Genomic DNA, 16,488 nt, shown 5'->3' with positions numbered 1-16,488 from the left:
ATTATACCAGTTCAATCAAGCGTTTGCCATGTGCAAACAGACCATTGCGCGTGATCAAGGCCTGCGAGGCATCAACGGCCAGCCCGAACTGCTGCTGGATTGCCGTCAGGATCTCGACAGGCTTGACACTGCCGGACTGGGTGATGATGATGTCCATGACCAACCGCAGCCCCGCCGCCGTCAGTTCAGCCGTGACCGGCTGCTTCATATACTGCTTCGTTTCTATTTCCCGTTTCTTCTTCGGCGTCACACGCTGCCATATCACCTCAGCCGCATCGTTGTAAGCCTTGATCGCCTTCTGGGCCTCAGCCTCACTGCCCGTATAGGGTACCGTCAAGGTATAGCGAGCCTCATCCGCCTGGGCCATGAGCGCCGGCTGCTTGCCGTGCACCTCGCGGAGCTCGCGCAGCTCGGCCCCCGGTGGCAACTGTGCCTTGAGCCGGTCAAATACCTCAGGCTGGCAGACTGGTTTTACGAGCTCGAAGTCCATGTACTCGGCCTCGCTCGTCACGCCCAGTGACAGTGCCGAAGCGAAGGAAACCTTCATATGCGGGTTGAAGCCCTCCGAATAGGCCATCGGCAGCTTGGCGCGGTCGAAGGCCCGCAAGAAGAGATTGGCATAATCGAGATGCGAGACATAGCGAAGCTCGTCGCCCTTCGTGATTTCCGCGCGGAATTTATAGAGCGTGCGCGGTTTCCCCGGGCCCTTCGGGTCGGTCTCCGGCTGCTTCGGTGCCGCTGTCTCAGTGGACAGATCCACTGGCTTGGCCTCCTTGGCATAGTCGATGACATGGACGCCGAGATTCGGGCAGATGCCACAGCCCGTGCACTTGCTACGGCGGCAGTCGATCGTAAGCGCCCCCTCCATGGCCTGCTGCCACTCGCGCAGCAGGAAATCCTTATTGACGCCCGGCGAAGTGATATCCCAGGGCAGTGCCTCGTTGAAGTCACGGGTACGCTCATTGTAATAGCTCATATCGACCCCGCACTTGTCAAAGGCAGCAAGCCAAGTGTCATGCTTATAGAGATCTGACCAGCCATCAAACTTCGCCCCATCCTGCCAAGCCTGATAGATGACCTTGCTCAGGCGGCGGTCACCACGCGCCAGGACGCCCTCGATGATCGAGAGGCGCGCATCGTGATAGTTGAAGGTAATGGCACGGTCGGTGATATTTTCCTTGAGCAGCTGCTGGCGGCGTTCAAACTCAGCAATCGGCAGCTGACCGAACCACTGGAACGGCGTGTACGGCTTCGGTACGAAGCACGAAACGGAAATCGTGACCTTGACGCCACGGCGGCCCTTGATCTCCGTATAAAGATCGACGACTTTCTTCGCGAGCTTGGCAATGCCGATGATATCTTCATCGGTCTCTGTCGGCAGGCCCATCATGAAGTAGAGCTTGACCTGTTTCCAGCCCTGACGGAACGCCGAACCACAGGCGTTCATGAGATTCTCCTCGGTGACGCCCTTGTTGATGACATCACGCAGCCGCTGCGTACCTGCCTCCGGCGCAAACGTCAGGCCAGATTTCCTGACCTGCTGCATCTTGTGCGCAAGGTCGATGGAAAAGCTGTCGATGCGCAGCGATGGCAGCGAAAAGCTGACCTTCTCGTCCTTGAAATCCTCCATGAGGTCATCGACAAGACCGCCCAAGCAGGAATAGTCCGCCGACGACAGGGACGTAAGGCTCATCTCGTCGTAACCGGATTTATCCACGAGCCCGCGCGCCATCTTCTTGAGCTTGGCTTCGGTGCGCTCGCGGGCCGGACGGTAGCAGATGCCAGCCTGGCAGAATCGGCAGCCGCGGGAGCAGCCGCGGAACAACTCGAGCATGATGCGGTTATGGACGATATCCATATACGGCACGATAGGATTCTCCACCGACATGGCCTCATCCATATCACGGCAGACACGCTTGTAGATGATGGCTTTCGCCTTTTCATCCAGCGGCGTCAAACGCTCATAATCGCCACTGGCAGCATAGACCGGCTCATAGAACGACGGCACATAGATGCCGTCCATCGTCAGCAGGCGCTCGAGGAAGCCGCGGCGGCCCCCCGGCCGGCCCGCTTTCTTCCATGCGGCCATTGCCTGGGACACCTCGACGATGACTTCTTCGCCCTCACCGACGATGAAGAAATCAAAGAAATCAGCAATCGGCTCCACGTTGTAGACACAAGGACCGCCACCCACGATAAACGGCATATCGAGCGTACGGTCCTTGGCCCAGATAGGGATCTGCGCCAGGTCGAGCATATTGAGCACATTCGAATAGATCATCTCGTATTGCAGCGAGAAGCCGAACAAATCAAAGGCAGCCAGCTCCGTATGGGTCTCCAGCGAGAACAGCGGGATGTTGCGCGCGCGCATTTCCTGCTCCATATCCGTCCAGGGCGCATAGACGCGTTCTGCGGCGATATTTGGCTGACGGTTGAGCACCTCGTACAGGATGGCAAGGCCAAGGTTGCTCATGCCGACCTCATAGACATCGGGCAGCGCCAAGGCAAACGTGCAATCCACTTTATCCCAATCTTTCTTCACGGCATTCCACTCGCCGCCAGTATAGCGGGACGGCTTCAATACGTTCTGAAGCACCTCGTGGTCAAGTCGTACCATTTTGTTCATTCCTCCATCATTCAGTTCCGAATCATTTCATTCTATCTATTATCTGTTATCTGTAAAAAAACCTTCCCCTACAGGGCGCCAGCAGGCGCGGGATGCCGGTGGCATCCCCGGAGAAGGCCTATCATTCTGCTAGAACAGCAATTTTTGTTTTCGCAATTGGATATTCAAGAGTATCGCAATCGACAGGATATTGGTCGTCAGCGAGCTGACACCGTAGCTCATGAGGGGCAGCGGAATACCTGTCACCGGCATGATGCCCAGCGTCATGCCGACATTCACCAGCACGTGGAAGGCCAGCATCGAAGTGATGCCAACAGCCAGCAGCCGCCCGAACATATCGCTGGCATCGCGCGCGATCAGCACGCCACGCCAAAGGACGACAAGGTACAGCAGCAGCAGGAACGTCACGCCAATGAAGCCGAGCTCCTCGCCGACCACGGCGAAAATGAAGTCCGTATGGTTCTCCGGCAGGAAGTTCAGCTGGCTCTGGGTGCCGCCAAACAAGCCCTTGCCGAACAGCATCCCCGACCCGATGGCTATCTTCGACTGGATGATGTGATAGCCCGAGCCCAGCGGATCGACATTCGGGTCCATGAAGACCATGATGCGCATCTTCTGGTAATCCTTGAGCACATGCCATAGCAGCGGCATCATCGCTATGCCTGCGGCAAATATCCCGCCCAACAGCCGCAGGTTTATGCCGCTGATGAAGATCATGCCGAGGAAGATCGCCATGAACACCAGCGATGTGCCCAGGTCTGGCTGCTTGAGGACCAAGAGGAAGGGCACACCGACATAGGCTGCTACTGGCAGCAGGTCATGCAGCGTGTTCAGCTTGCCAACCCGCTCCTCCAGCATCGCCGCCAGCGAGATGATCATGATGATCTTCGAGAACTCCGACGGCTGGATGCTGATAGGACCAATCGAGATCCAGCGCTGGGCGCCCAGTGCCGACTGGCCGACCAGCATGACGGCCACCAGCATGATGAGATTGAAGACATAGAGCCGATTGCCGTAGCCCTGCAGCATCTTGTAGTCAAAGTTCATCAGGAACACCGCCAGGCCGATGTTCATCAAAGCAAAGATACCTTGACGAGCCACAAACCAGTAACGGTCGTCACTGGGTGTATTGATATGGGTCGCACTGCCGATGATGACCAGGCTCATGAGGATGATGCCCAGGGTCGCGGCCAGCAGAGTGAAATCTGTGCGACGTAATATACTTTTCGTCATTTCTTCTTATTCATCTCTCAATGGGTGCCTTTGTCGTGTTTCATGCGGCTGACTGGGATATTGGCGACCAGGGCCACCGAATCATCGTCATTGGCCAGCGAGATATCCATATCATGCTGATTGATCTCCATGTAGTTGGAAATCACCTTGATGATATCGTTCTTGAGGTTCTCCATGACTTCCGGAGAAATGTTGGCACGATCATGAATGAGTACGACCTTCAGGCGATCCCGGGCAATCTTGCCAGACTGTTCTTTTTTGCCGAAAATCTTCATCAATGCGTCTATCATACGAATCCTCCTTATTTACCGAAAACATGCTTGAGACGTGCCCAGAAACCCTCTTTGGCAAATTCCATGAACGGCACACTCTCGCCACACATACGGGCAACAATGTTGCGGTAAGCCGTGCCAGCCTGCGAATCATCCATCGTGATGCAAGGCTCGCCCTTGTTCGTGCTCGTGACGACCTTGATGTCATCCGGCACCTGCCCGATGCAGTCGATCGAGAGGATATCGTTGATATCACTCATATCGAGCATATCGCCGTTTTCAACCATCTGCGGACGGATACGGTTGACGATGAGCTTGATGTCCTGCTTATCGGCACGGCCAAGCTCGCCGATGATCTTGTCCGCATCGCGTACTGCCGAGATCTCCGGCATCGTGACGACGAGCGCCGTATCAGCAGCAGCGATTGCCGTTTTGAAGCCCTGCTCGATACCAGCCGGGCAGTCGATCAGGATATAGTCGAACTCCTTCCGCAGCTCCTTGCAGAGTGCGACAAGCTGCTCCGGATTCACAGCCATCTTGTCTTTGACCTGGGAGGTCGGCAGCAGGAACAACGTGTCATATTTCTTGTGGCGAACCAACGCTTTCTTGTAAGGTACACGGCCCTCGGTAACGTCAATCAGATCATACATGATGCGGTTCTCCAGCCCGAGGAGCAGGTCGAGGTTCCTGAGGCCCGTATCCGTATCGACCAGCACGACCTTCTTGCCACGCATAGCAAGACCCACACCGAGATTTGCCGTCGTCGTCGTCTTGCCAACGCCACCTTTACCGGAGGTAATTACATAGATTTCACTCATATTGTCCGTTCCTACCTTTCTATTGGTTCAATCACAATGCGGCCTTCTTTGATGGAAGCCCGCTCAGCTCGCTCTGTCTTTTCCATCTCGTCCGGCGACCGCGCGATCAGATTCGAGATGCGGATCTGCGTCGGCATCAGATGGTCGGCAATGATGAATGCCGTGTTGTCCCCAAAGGCGCCCGCATGTACCATGCCACGGCAGGTCCCCCGGATATCGATGCTGCCGCCAGCAATGATCTGCGCACCAGGATTGACATTGCCGCAGACCATCACCGAACTCTCTGTGCGGATCTCCTGCCCGCCGCGCAGCGTGCGATTGACTACGACCATCTCCTGGACTTTTTCTTTCCTAGACGCCGCCTGCGCTTGAGCAGCTGCCTGCCGCTGTTTTTCCTGCTCATTTTCCCGGCGCACTTGCTCCGAAGGGGTCGGCTGCGCCTCAGGATTCATCGTCCGGCAGATCAGTCCATGTTCATGGAACATCTTCTGCAGCTGGGCACGCTCCGTCTCGGAAAAGGCATCCTTCGGGAGCAGCACCAGCGTCCCGCGCAGGAAGAATCCTGTGCCGGATACCAGCTTCTCCTCGATGTCCTTGCGCACAGCCGCAAAAGCAGCGCCTTCTGCAAAGCTAAGCTGCAGACCGGACTTGCTGCCCTTGATCTTTACAATCTCATCACTCATGGCTGTCCTCACTTCTACTTATATTTTATATGACTTGCTTACTGTTTTGCCTGGGCCTTGTCGCTGGGCTGGTTGACCCCAAAGGCAGCTTCAAGGATCTTGCGGCCGATAGGCACTGCCGACTGTGAACCGAAACCGCCCTGCTCGACGATGACCGCCACGACAATCGTCGGATTGTCAAAGGGCCCGTAAGCGACGAACCAGCCGTGGTCACGGCCATGGGGATTCTCCGCCGTTCCCGTCTTGCCCGCGATATCGATGTTGAATCCCTGGAACGACGAAGCTGCCGTACCATACTTCGTGACATCGTGCAGGCCATCCTGCACCAGCTTCAGTACCGAAGGCGTGACATCGAGGGTCGACAGCAGCTCGGGCTTGAACTCCTTGACCGTCTTGCCATCAGGCCCGACGATCCGCTGCACGACATGCGGGCGGAAACGCTTGCCATCCGCGGCAATCTCCCCCATCAGCATGGCCGCCTGCAGCGGCGTCACCAGATTGAAGCCCTGACCAATAGCCGCATCGAAGGTCTCCGACAGATACCATTCGCCATCTTCGAAGTTCAGTTCCTTATACTTGCGGTTTGCGACCAGGCCAGACGCCTCATAGGGCAGGTCAATGCCTGTCGTCTTGCCGAGACCGAACATCCGCGCATATTTCTCGAGACGGTCGATGCCAAGACGGTTGCCCATCTCATAGAAATAGACGTTATCCGAATGGGCCATAGCCTGCCGGAAATTGATGAGGCCCAAGGCCTCGCCTTCGGCATTGCCCTTCGGAATGATCCAGTGGCGTCCCGTATCGTTGATGAGCTCTTCCGGCGAGACAACCCCCTCGGTCAAAGCCGCCGTACCTGTCACAATCTTGAACGTCGAGCCCGGCGGATACTCACCCGTGATGGCCTTGTTGTCCATCGGATGATAGGGATTGTTGTTCAGCGCATTCCAGTCCTTCGTGGAAATGCCATGGGCAAACAAGTTCGGATCGAACGCCGGACGGCTGACGATAGCCAAGATCTCACCAGTCTGCGGGTTCATGGCCACCGCTGCGGCTGCATTGGCATGGATGAGCTTCAACTGCTCATCAACTGCCTTTTCCGCTGCCGTCTGCAAGCCCTCATCGATCGTCAGATAGAGGTCATCGCCGGGAATGGGGTCCTTCTTGCCGATGATCTGCACCGGCTTGCCCGATACGTCGACCTCAACCTGCTGGCCACCATTCTCGCCGCGCAGCTCCTTGTCATAGATCTTCTCCAAACCGAACTTGCCGATGATGTCGCCAGACTTATAGCCCTGATCCTTGAGCTTCTCCAGCTCCATGTCGTTGATCTCACTGACATAGCCATAGGTATGGGCCGCTTCCTGCTTGTTGGTATAGTCGCGGATTGGCTGCACCTCGATGACCACCCCGGGATAATTGCTCTTCTGCTCCTCGATGATCGTCACGATATCCGGCGTGACATCCGCCTTGATGCGGATCGGATCGAAGCCGCTGTGCGCGGCGATCTTCTCTTTGATTTTCGGCACAGGCACCTTGACCAGCTCTGACAAACGTGCGATGACATCGTCAGAGATCGGTGCCGTAAGTGGCAGCAAGGATACCGTGAAACCCGGACGATTCTGTACCAGCAGATTGCCGTTGCGGTCATAGAACGTCCCGCGCGGTGCCATGGACGGTATGATGCGGATGCGGTTGCCCTCAGCAAGCGCCGCATAATAATCGCCCTCATAGATCTGCAAATAACCGGCACGGCCGATGAGTACGGCAACAACCAGTACGCATAACCAGCTCAGTACCTTTATTCTGCCGCCAAATTCGTCATTTTCGACCAAGAAATATCTCTCCCATAACGAAAGGCACCCCGCAAGGTGCCTTAATCAGTGTTTTTCTTTTTCACTTAGCTTCTTGTCCAGCTCATAGGTAAAACGATGAACCGGATAGGCAAAAGCCAGTTGATAGATGAGCATCGGTATAAGCATCGTTTGCAAGCTGCTCACCAGATTAAAGCGATAACCTAATAATACCATAAGCAACGCCAAAATAAAATAGTTCGCGATAATTGCCGTGATGGATGCTGTGACCGGCAAGAAGAACTGTTCCTTGAACACCCGGTCAGAGAACCGGCCAAAAAACATGCCCAGCAGCATGCGCGTGAATGCGTTGATGCCAAGGAATGTCCCGGAAGCCAGATCCTGCAGCAGGCCTGTGGCAAACCCCATGAGCCCGCCCTGACGCACACCGCGCAAAAAGGCGAACGATACGGTAAGCAGCAGCATGAGATCCGGACTGATGCCACGATAGGCAATCATCGGCAGCAGCGAAGTCTGCAGGACATATAACGCAATGACAAATAATGCTAGTCTTCCAAACTTCTTCATTGTGGATTCTCCTCAGCGGCCTTGGCTGCAGCTGCCTGCGCAGCGGGATCCGTCTCAGTCCCCGGCGTCTGCGCTGGCGGCTTTATGGGCTCAGGCGGCGCTTCACGCGACTCCGTGATGACCATGACATCCTCAAGCTTCTGGAAGTCCACCGCCGGCTCCAGCAAGCCTATCTTCAGCAAACCGCCCGAATCATTCTGCAGCGACGAGACAAGGCCGACCACTATACCTTTCGGGTACGTGCCGCCAAAACCAGATGTCACGATGACATCGCCCTCGACTACATCAGCATTCTTCGGGATATTGACCATCTGCGGCATCGTAGGATTATCCAAATCCCCCTGGACAATACCTGCCACGCGCGACTCAGCCCGCTGCACGATCGTGCCGACCGAAGAACGCGGATCGAGGATAAGCTGCACCTTCGATGTGTTCCAGCCTGCCTCGAGAATATGACCGACCAGTCCTTTTTCCGTCACTACCGTCATATCGGTATTGACGCCATCCTTCTGGCCTCGGTCAATGATGATGACACTCGACCAGGTCGCCGAATCACGGCCGATTACGCGCGCACCAACCATATCGAACTGCGTCATCATCTGCCGATAGCCCAGCAGCGTGCGCAAGCGCTCATTTTCTGCCAATGCTTCACTGGCCTCAAGATTCTGCACGCGCAGTTGCTCGACTTCATTGCGCAGCATCTTGTTCTGCTCATGCACCGTCACGATTTCCCAGATGCTGCCAGTGACATGACTCACCTGGCTGCCTACCCAGGAAACCGCCTGCTGGAACGGCGAGAGCACCAGCAAGGCAGCCTTGCTGCTCACTGGTGCCTGGAACCGCCCGCGAGCGACAAAGAAAATGATGCAGAACAAGCTCACAATGACAAAGAGCACAGCCCATAGCTTGCGATGCGAATCCTTATCTTTTCTTACCCTGTTGCTCATTGTCTCAACTTCTTCGAGGTCATGACTACACGTTTGAGAAGCTCGATGTTCTCGAGGGATTTGCCCGTACCCTCACCGACGCAGGAAAGCGCATCCTCGGAAACGAGTACCGGCATGCCAGTCTCATGCGAGAGCAGCTTGTCGAAATTCGTAAGCAGCGCACCGCCGCCCGTCATCATGATGCCGTGGTCCATGACATCAGCAGCCAGCTCTGGCGGAGTCTTCTCCAGCGTTCCCTTGACCGCATCGATGATCTTGTAGATCGGCTCGTTCAGAGCCTCGCGGATCTCCTTGGCCTGGATGGTCAGCGTCTTCGGCAGACCGCTTACGAGGTCACGGCCACGGATATCCATCGTCTTGTCCGTATCCGGCGTGACGATAGCCGTACCGATGTTGATCTTGATCTCCTCTGCCGTGCGCTCACCGATCATGAGGTTGTACATGCGCTTGATGTACTGCACGATGGAGGAATCCATCTCGTCACCGCCGATGCGGATGGAACGGCTCGTAACGATACCGCCGAGAGAGATGACTGCGATCTCCGTCGTACCGCCACCGATATCGACGACCATGCTGCCCGTCGCTTCCTCGACCGGCAGGCCAGCACCGATAGCCGCAGCCATCGGCTCCTCGATCAGATATGCTTCACGTGCGCCTGCCTGCTGAGCAGCGTCGATGACAGCACGCTTCTCAACTTCCGTGACACCGGAAGGCACACCAACGACAACGCGCGGGCGCGAACTCATGAAGGACTTCGAACCCATCGCCTTGCGGATGAAGTATTTCAGCATTGCCTGGGTCACATCGAAATCAGCGATGACACCATCCTTCATCGGACGGATTGCTACAATGTTGCCCGGCGTACGGCCGATCATCTGCTTGGCCTCTTCGCCAACGGCCAGGACATCTCCCGTGTCGCTTTTGATGGCGACAACCGACGGCTCACGCAGGACAATACCTCTGCCCTTCACATGAACCAGCGTATTTGCCGTACCGAGGTCAATACCCATATCGTGCGATAAACCACCCAAAAGACTCCACATTTTACTGAAAAACTCCCTTCAAAACTTTTAAACAAGCCGACGCCTCAGCGCCAGCAGATTTTACTTTGATTTTTAAACAGCTATCTTATTGTAGCACAACTCATGGGGGTTTGTAACGGAAATTTACAGAAAAGCACAAGAAAAAAAAGGATTTTCTTACGACAACATTCCCTTTTCTTTCAAGCTCAAGAAGCATTCCCTGCCGAGGATGATGTGGTCAAGTACCGGAATATCCATGATTTTGCCCGCCTTGACCAGCCGCTGGGTTACCGCGATGTCCTCACGGCTCGGTGTCGGATCGCCGCTCGGATGATTATGGAACAGGATCATCGCCGCAGCTGCGTAGTCGATAGCCGCCCGGAATACCTCGCGCGGATGTACCACAGAAGCCTGGAGGCTGCCCACCGATACATCCGGCATCCCGAGGATATGGTTCTTCGTATCCAGCAGCATGACGGCAAAATGCTCCCGCTGCTCGAAGCGGAACCGCGGCAGGGCAAAATGCGCCGCATCCTCGGGATCATGCACGACCACGATATGCTCGGCCGCCTTCATCGACAGCCGCCGCCCGAGCTCCACCGCTGCCAGCACCGTCGCCGCCTTGGCCTTGCCCACCCCCTTAACTGCCGCCAGCTCTGCCGGCGGCATATGCACGATTGCCTCGAGCCCACGATCCTTATAATGAGCCAAAACCTCTTCCGCGATATGAAGTACTGACTTTTCCCGTGTCCCCGTCCGGAGCAGCACTGCCAGAAGTTCCGTATTGCTCAGCGCAGCAGCCCCAGAAAACAACAACCGTTCCCGTGGACGTTCGTCAACGGGCAGATCCTTCACCATGATTGCCATACAAATCGACGCCTGCCTTTCCAGCCAGCCGTGCGAGCGCATGCAAGGGCAGACCGACAACATTCGAGTATGAGCCGTCAAGCTTCTCGATGAATACTGCCGCCTGCCCCTGCACCGCATAAGCTCCCGCCTTGTCCAGCGGCTCACCGGTCTCTGCATAACGGCAGATCTCAGCCTCCGTCAGCGGCGCGAACGTGACCTTGGTCGTCACGACGTCCGCATGGACCTTGCCGCCGCACACCAGCGCGATGCCTGTCGACACTTCATGGGTGCGCCCCGCAAACAGGCGCAGCATGCGGCAAGCATCGGCCTTATCGCACGGTTTGCCATACGTGTGCCCGTCAAGTGCGACAACCGTATCGGCCCCGAGCACCGGCAGCTCCGGATGCTCCCTGGCCACGGCTTCCGCCTTGGCGATGGCATTCCTCTTCACCAGCTCCTGTGGTGCCAGCGCATCGCCGCTTTCCTCAGCTGCCTCACTGACCTGCACCACAAAATCTGCACCAATCTGATCCAGAAGTTCTTTTCGGCGTGGCGACCCCGACGCTAAAATAATCATACAGCCTCCTATCAATACTTGCGGAACAGGACAATAGCCAGCACGATCCCCAGAATGCTCATGAGGTTCGGTGCAAAGGCAAGTCCCAGCGTCAGCTGGATCACATAGAGATTGAACGTTACCGGCGTGATATCAAATACCGGATACGTCGTCACCAGATACGGCATGATGCCTGCCAGCGCATCGACCTTCATCAACAGCTGTCCCAGGATACCACCCAAGATAGCACCGATCACCACAAAGAGCACACACATCCCGTATCCTCTGCCACTGAATTTTGCCAAAAGAATCCCTCCAAACCATTTACCATCCATAATATTCTCGCCCACTGGACATAATCCTGCCAGCAAAGACAAAAGATAAAACAAAAAAGCGACCAGGGAACTGATATTCCCTAGCCGCTTATCACCGGATCACATCAGATACCGGATATAAACATACACCGTCGAGAGCACAATCGTCAAGAGCATGATGGGGAAACCCACCTTGAAATAATTGATGAAGGTGATCTTGACGCCACGGTCTGCTGCCAGACCGGCCACGATAAGGTTAGCCGAAGCACCGACCAGCGTGCCGTTGCCACCCAGGCAGGCACCCAGGGCCAAGCTCCACCAGATCGGCTCCAAGTTGCTGACGCCCATCGTTCCCATATCCTGGATGAGCGGGATCATCGTCGCTACGAACGGGATATTGTCAAGCACCGACGATACGATGGCACTGAGCCAGAGAACCAGCAGGGACGTGCTCGTCACGTTGCCCCCCGTGAGCTCGACGGCCTGCTTGGCCAGGCTGCCGATGATGCCCGTCTCGATGAGGCCGCCAACGGCAATGAACAGACCGATGAAGAAGAAAATCGTCGCCCACTCCACCGACTTCATCGTCGTCTCGACAAGGTGATGGCTGCCGCCTGCCAGCAGCAGCAGCAGGAAGCCACCAGCCAGCGCGATCATCGACGACTCGATATGCGTGATCGAGTGCGTGAAGAAACCGAGGATGACCAGCGAGAGCACAAACAGCGACCGGGCCAGGAGCTTGCGGTCTTTCAGCGATTTCTTCTCGTCCATCTGCATGAGCTCAGCCTGCAGCTCTGGTTTCGTTTTCATCTTCTTGCTGTAGAGGATCTCCACGATAAAGATGACAACGACAAGATTGATAAAGGCAATCGGTGCCAGATTCTCGATAAATGCCATGAACGTCAGCTCTTTTACCGCACTGCCGATCATGATATTCGGCGGATCGCCGATCAGCGTAGCCGTACCGCCGACATTCGATGCAATGATCTGCGTGAGCAGAAACGGGATCGGATTGATATGCAGCTTCTGGGCGATGCTGAACGTCACCGGCACCATCAGCAGAACCGTCGTGACATTATCGAGGAACGCCGAGAAGATCGCCGTAATGAGACCGAGATACACCAGGATGCGCTTCGGCTCAGCCTTAGCCACCTTGGCCGCCTTGATGGCCACGTAATCGAACAGTCCCGTATGGCTCGTGACACCGACCAGGACCATCATGCCGACCAGCAGGCCCAGCGTGTTGAAATCCACATGATGCAGTGCCGTCTCCTGATCCATGATGCCGATCAGTACCATGACTGTAGCACCGAGCATCGCAGCCACCGTGCGATGGATCTTCTCCGACACGATAACCACATACATCAAAATAAAAATGATACCAGCTAATACTTCCATTATATGCCTCCTTTTGCTGGGATGAGATCTCTCCCCTCCCCACTGATAAAAAAATAGACGGAGCCCTTAGTGACCAGACTCCGCCTTGTTTATCTATCGATTTGTACAAACATCTTATCATAGGTATGCCCAAAAAGCAAGGCAATTATTCCCGCAGGGAATTGTTAGTGCATGACCACCGTATTCTTGCCGCTGCTGCGCTTGGCCTCGTAAAGGGCCATATCGACGCGGCGGCAGAGCGCATTCGTCGTATCATCCTCGGCAGCCGTAGCCAGGCCTATACTGACAGTGACCTTCCTGCCCTCAGGCAGGAAGTCCAGCGCGGCCACTTCCTTACGGATCTGCTCTGCGACCTCCCTGCCTTCCTGCGCTGCCATATCCTGGAAGGCCACCAGGAATTCATCGCCGCCCCAGCGTCCCGGTGCATCCTCATCCGTACGCGTCACAGCCCGCAGGATGTCAGCCACCGCTCCGATGACCTTATCACCCATCTCATGGCCAAAGTTATCATTGATGCCCTTGAAATCATCGATATCCAGCATCAAGACCGCCATCGGCTGTCCCGACAGCTGCGACTGGCTGAGCATCGCGGCCAGGCGCAGTTCTGTCTCACCGCGGTTCAGGACCTCGGTCAGGCGGTCGATCTGCGCTAGTTTCGTCAGCTTGGCATTCGTCTCTTCCAATTCCTGGGTCGTCGTCTCGATGAAATGCACGAGATGGGCCATGATCGTGCGGTGCGGCTTGAACTTCGGATGCTCGACCTTGAAGCTCTTCTTCGTGCTGCTCCCCCGGCCCTCACGCATGCCGATCGTCACCAGCGTCATGTTGGAAACCATGATCTCTCCCGCATCGTTGCGCATGAATTCGCCATAAGCATAAAAGCCCGACGACGGCGCCAGATGGCGCGTGACCGAAAGCTCCTGCTCCGTATCGCTGCCCAACAGCATCCAGCGGGCTACGCAGCTGACCATGAAGATGGCTTCAGGCCGGAAATTGGCCAGATTCTCCTGCAGGACCATGGCATTCTCGATGATATCGCTGGGATCGCCATAAGCCAGACGGACCTTCTCGCCCACGCGGAAATCCGCTCCGAACATGACGCCGCCGTCCTCACGGCAACGGCGCGGATGGCGTGCCAGCACCGTGCCATTGCGCTCGAAATAAAAGGGAAACGTCAACGCCTCTACCAGGAATTTGTCATTGTTCACAATACCGAGATAGCGCTCAAACACCTTGAGTGCCGGCATGCCATCCAGTTCCTTGAGGCAGAATTCGCCATCCATCTTCGTGACGGTCATGCTGCGTCCCAACGGCTTCCAGCCGAAGCTCGAGCTTGCCTGCACATGCAGCTTGCTGCCGCTGAATACCGCCACGGCCACACCATGGCGCAAAGTCGTATTCTGTGCAAACACCATACCATTCTGCCCCAGGCTGCCGTCATCGGCCAGTCCGCCGAAAAAGACGATTTCCTGGCGCGACTTCGAGACCTCATGGAAAAACGGGTTGACATCGAGATGGAAGCCGGCAGATATCACTTCGACAGCCGCCACCTCCTTGTCCGCATTGAGGATTGCCAGCAGTTCCTTACCGGCCTGTTCACTGCTCATCATCCGGAAATCATACGACATGACCCGGACTTTCGAGCACTCAAACAAGGTGAAGTTGACAACGATATCATGCTCGACCAATGTCCCGTTGACGATTTCTCCCCGCGAAACCGAGCCGACGATCTGCGCCTCAGGAAACGAAGCATTGATGGTATGCTTCATCTCCTGCAGCATGCGTTCATTGGCCGTATCCATGAAAATCGAAACCAGCACGCAGGACAAGTTCTTCAAAGCCCGGGCCTCCTGCTGCACCTTCTCGATGCAGTCGTGCAGCTCCTGGCGGTTTTTTATGGAAAAAGGAATCTGTTTCATTTTCACAACCTTCTCTAACAAAACAAATCGATCCATCCATCGGATAAGCATGCAAAATGCCAAAAAAGCCCCGAGGAAATCCCCGGGGCCCTTGATTCCATTGGTGCGTCAGGAGGGATTCGAACCCCCGACCCACGGCTTAGAAGGCCGTTGCTCTATCCAACTGAGCTACTGACGCAAAAGACAATGGTCGGGATGACAGGATTCGAACCTGCGACATCCTGCTCCCAAAGCAGGCGCGCTACCAAACTGCGCTACATCCCGTAGACCACTCATGTATTATAGCCAATTAAACTCCAGCTGTCAACTTTTTTTTGCCGCCAACCACTTTTTCCAGGCTATCCTCGTCGTTATGTTGACAACTTTGCATTTTGATGATACTGTTTATCTTAATCGTGAAAGCAACATGTATTTGAGGTGACTACATATGATAAAGGAAGCCATTGAAAAAATCGTCAGCAAGCAAGACCTGTCCTACCGTGAAGCCTACGACGTCATGAATGAGATCATGAACGGTGAAACTTCGCAGGTACAGAATGCCGCCTATCTTTCAGCCCTCTCCACCAAAAGCACCAAAGCCGAAACAATCGACGAGATTTCCGGCTCGGCGGCTGCCATGCGCGATCATGCCCTGACAGTCGAACACACGATGGACGTCCTCGATATCGTAGGCACTGGCGGTGACCACGCACACAGCATCAATATCTCCACGACTGCAGCGATGATCATCGCCGCCGCTGGTGTCAAGGTCGCCAAACACGGCAATCGCGCAGCCTCTTCCAAGTGCGGGGCCGCCGACTGTCTCGAAGCCTTGGGCGTCAATCTTGCCCAGCCGCCTGAGAAAGTCGTCGAAGAACTCGAGAAGATCGGCCTCTGCTTCATGTTTGCGCAGAAATACCACACCTCGATGAAATACGTCGGCGCCATCCGCAAGGAACTCGGCATCCGCACCGTATTCAATATCCTCGGCCCCTTGACCAATCCGGCCCATCCGACCCACATGGTCTTAGGTGTCTACGACGAATATCTGCTCGAGCCACTGGCTAAAGTCATGCTCTCGCTAGGCGTCAAGCGCGGCATGGTCATCTACGGCCAAGATTGTCTCGATGAATTCTCGCTGAGTGCTCCGACCAGTGTCTGTGAATTCCGCGATGGCTGGTTCAAACGCTACACGGTAAAACCAGAAGATTTCGGCTTCCAGCGCTGCAGCAAGGATGACATCCGTGGCGGCGATCCCGCAGAGAATGCCCAGGTCACCCTCGACATATTGAATGGTGCCACTGGCCCCAAGACCGACATCGTGCTGCTCAACGCTGGTGCTGCCATCTACGTAGGCGGCCAGGCTGACAGCATCGCCGCCGGTATCGATAAAGCCCGCCAGCTCATCGCCTCCGGTGCCGCCATGGATAAGCTCAAGGAATTCCGTCAGCTGTCGAATGCCTGATTGTTTCCCATAAAAAAGTCGCGTGACAT

Annotated in this window: 15 protein-coding genes and 2 tRNA genes; 1 reads left to right on the top strand and 16 read right to left on the bottom strand. The window is 55.6% G+C overall.

The annotated features are described in order from the left end of the window. Window position 1 precedes the first annotated feature (1 nt). The 16 genes from FZ041_RS13075 to FZ041_RS13000 form a co-directional block, all read right to left on the bottom strand. Complete coding sequence (locus FZ041_RS13075; protein WP_149189884.1) at window positions 2-2,617, bottom strand: TIGR03960 family B12-binding radical SAM protein; 2,616 nt, start codon at window positions 2,615-2,617, stop codon at window positions 2-4. 138 nt (window positions 2,618-2,755) lie between these two features. Then, entirely contained in the window at window positions 2,756-3,859 is a 1,104-nt protein-coding gene (rodA, locus tag FZ041_RS13070) for a rod shape-determining protein RodA (protein ID WP_075445781.1), read from the bottom strand. 17 nt (window positions 3,860-3,876) lie between these two features. After that, on the bottom strand, window positions 3,877-4,149 hold the full coding sequence (gene minE, locus FZ041_RS13065; protein WP_075445780.1) for a cell division topological specificity factor MinE: 273 nt from the start codon (window positions 4,147-4,149) through the stop codon (window positions 3,877-3,879). An 11-nt stretch (window positions 4,150-4,160) separates the two neighbouring features. Continuing rightward, window positions 4,161-4,949: a septum site-determining protein MinD gene (gene minD, locus FZ041_RS13060; RefSeq protein WP_075445779.1), complete on the bottom strand. Its 789-nt coding sequence runs from the start codon at window positions 4,947-4,949 to the stop codon at window positions 4,161-4,163. Between the two features lie 11 nt (window positions 4,950-4,960). Beyond that, the gene (gene minC / locus FZ041_RS13055; RefSeq protein ID WP_075445778.1) at window positions 4,961-5,632 is read right to left on the bottom strand and encodes a septum site-determining protein MinC; all 672 of its coding nucleotides are present in this window, start codon (window positions 5,630-5,632) and stop codon (window positions 4,961-4,963) included. Between the two features lie 38 nt (window positions 5,633-5,670). After that, on the bottom strand, window positions 5,671-7,464 hold the full coding sequence (gene mrdA / locus FZ041_RS13050) for a penicillin-binding protein 2 (protein WP_075445777.1): 1,794 nt from the start codon (window positions 7,462-7,464) through the stop codon (window positions 5,671-5,673). Between the two features lie 45 nt (window positions 7,465-7,509). Further along, complete coding sequence (gene mreD, locus FZ041_RS13045; RefSeq protein WP_075445776.1) at window positions 7,510-8,010, bottom strand: rod shape-determining protein MreD; 501 nt, start codon at window positions 8,008-8,010, stop codon at window positions 7,510-7,512. Then, a complete protein-coding gene (gene mreC / locus FZ041_RS13040) occupies window positions 8,007-8,957 on the bottom strand; it encodes a rod shape-determining protein MreC (protein WP_149189883.1) in 951 nt (316 codons plus the stop codon). The genes mreD and mreC overlap by 4 nt, the downstream gene beginning before the upstream one ends. Continuing rightward, entirely contained in the window at window positions 8,954-10,000 is a 1,047-nt protein-coding gene (locus tag FZ041_RS13035; RefSeq protein WP_075445774.1) for a rod shape-determining protein, read from the bottom strand. The genes mreC and FZ041_RS13035 overlap by 4 nt, the downstream gene beginning before the upstream one ends. Window positions 10,001-10,156: 156 nt before the next feature. Beyond that, window positions 10,157-10,846 carry a RadC family protein gene (gene radC / locus FZ041_RS13030; RefSeq protein WP_149189882.1) on the bottom strand — a complete coding sequence of 230 codons (690 nt, stop codon included), beginning with the start codon at window positions 10,844-10,846 and terminating at the stop codon, window positions 10,157-10,159. Next, window positions 10,815-11,405 (bottom strand): Maf family protein, encoded by a 591-nt coding sequence (locus FZ041_RS13025; protein WP_075445772.1) that lies wholly within the window; start codon window positions 11,403-11,405, stop codon window positions 10,815-10,817. Before FZ041_RS13025 ends, radC begins: the two co-directional genes overlap by 32 nt. 11 nt (window positions 11,406-11,416) lie before the next feature. Then, window positions 11,417-11,689 carry a DUF4321 domain-containing protein gene (locus tag FZ041_RS13020; RefSeq protein ID WP_371263049.1) on the bottom strand — a complete coding sequence of 91 codons (273 nt, stop codon included), beginning with the start codon at window positions 11,687-11,689 and terminating at the stop codon, window positions 11,417-11,419. Between the two features lie 129 nt (window positions 11,690-11,818). Then, on the bottom strand, window positions 11,819-13,096 hold the full coding sequence (locus FZ041_RS13015) for an ArsB/NhaD family transporter (protein ID WP_149189881.1): 1,278 nt from the start codon (window positions 13,094-13,096) through the stop codon (window positions 11,819-11,821). A gap of 164 nt (window positions 13,097-13,260) precedes the next feature. Then, window positions 13,261-15,015, bottom strand: coding sequence for a sensor domain-containing diguanylate cyclase (locus FZ041_RS13010; protein WP_187626385.1), 1,755 nt, complete (start codon window positions 15,013-15,015; stop codon window positions 13,261-13,263). 101 nt (window positions 15,016-15,116) lie between these two features. Then, window positions 15,117-15,193 (bottom strand) — tRNA-Arg (locus FZ041_RS13005). Window positions 15,194-15,202: 9 nt separating this feature from the next. After that, window positions 15,203-15,279 (bottom strand) — tRNA-Pro (locus FZ041_RS13000). Between the two features lie 163 nt (window positions 15,280-15,442). On the opposite strand from FZ041_RS13000, the gene trpD reads away from it, so the two are divergent. After that, the gene (gene trpD, locus FZ041_RS12995; protein WP_075445769.1) at window positions 15,443-16,459 is read left to right on the top strand and encodes an anthranilate phosphoribosyltransferase; all 1,017 of its coding nucleotides are present in this window, start codon (window positions 15,443-15,445) and stop codon (window positions 16,457-16,459) included. Window positions 16,460-16,488: the final 29 nt, after the last annotated feature.

Source organism: Pseudoselenomonas caprae (assembly GCF_008271345.1).
GTDB lineage: Bacteria > Bacillota > Negativicutes > Selenomonadales > Selenomonadaceae > Selenomonas_A > Selenomonas_A caprae.
The sequence above is the reverse complement of the archived record's forward strand: the minus strand, read 5'-3'. Positions and strand labels throughout refer to the sequence as shown.

Bases quoted from the DNA above. Each gene is read 5' to 3' on its own strand.
- FZ041_RS13075 (WP_149189884.1), bottom strand. From the start codon at position 2,617: ATGGTACGACTTGACCACGAGGTGCTTCAGAACGTATTGAAGCCGTCC.
- rodA (WP_075445781.1), bottom strand. From the start codon at position 3,859: ATGACGAAAAGTATATTACGTCGCACAGATTTCACTCTGCTGGCCGCG.
- minE (WP_075445780.1), bottom strand. From the start codon at position 4,149: ATGATAGACGCATTGATGAAGATTTTCGGCAAAAAAGAACAGTCTGGC.
- minD (WP_075445779.1), bottom strand. From the start codon at position 4,949: ATGAGTGAAATCTATGTAATTACCTCCGGTAAAGGTGGCGTTGGCAAG.
- minC (WP_075445778.1), bottom strand. From the start codon at position 5,632: ATGAGTGATGAGATTGTAAAGATCAAGGGCAGCAAGTCCGGTCTGCAG.
- mreD (WP_075445776.1), bottom strand. From the start codon at position 8,010: ATGAAGAAGTTTGGAAGACTAGCATTATTTGTCATTGCGTTATATGTC.
- mreC (WP_149189883.1), bottom strand. From the start codon at position 8,957: ATGAGCAACAGGGTAAGAAAAGATAAGGATTCGCATCGCAAGCTATGG.
- FZ041_RS13035 (WP_075445774.1), bottom strand. From the start codon at position 10,000: ATGTGGAGTCTTTTGGGTGGTTTATCGCACGATATGGGTATTGACCTC.
- radC (WP_149189882.1), bottom strand. From the start codon at position 10,846: ATGGCAATCATGGTGAAGGATCTGCCCGTTGACGAACGTCCACGGGAA.
- FZ041_RS13025 (WP_075445772.1), bottom strand. From the start codon at position 11,405: ATGATTATTTTAGCGTCGGGGTCGCCACGCCGAAAAGAACTTCTGGAT.
- FZ041_RS13015 (WP_149189881.1), bottom strand. From the start codon at position 13,096: ATGGAAGTATTAGCTGGTATCATTTTTATTTTGATGTATGTGGTTATC.
- FZ041_RS13010 (WP_187626385.1), bottom strand. From the start codon at position 15,015: ATGAAACAGATTCCTTTTTCCATAAAAAACCGCCAGGAGCTGCACGAC.
- trpD (WP_075445769.1), top strand. From the start codon at position 15,443: ATGATAAAGGAAGCCATTGAAAAAATCGTCAGCAAGCAAGACCTGTCC.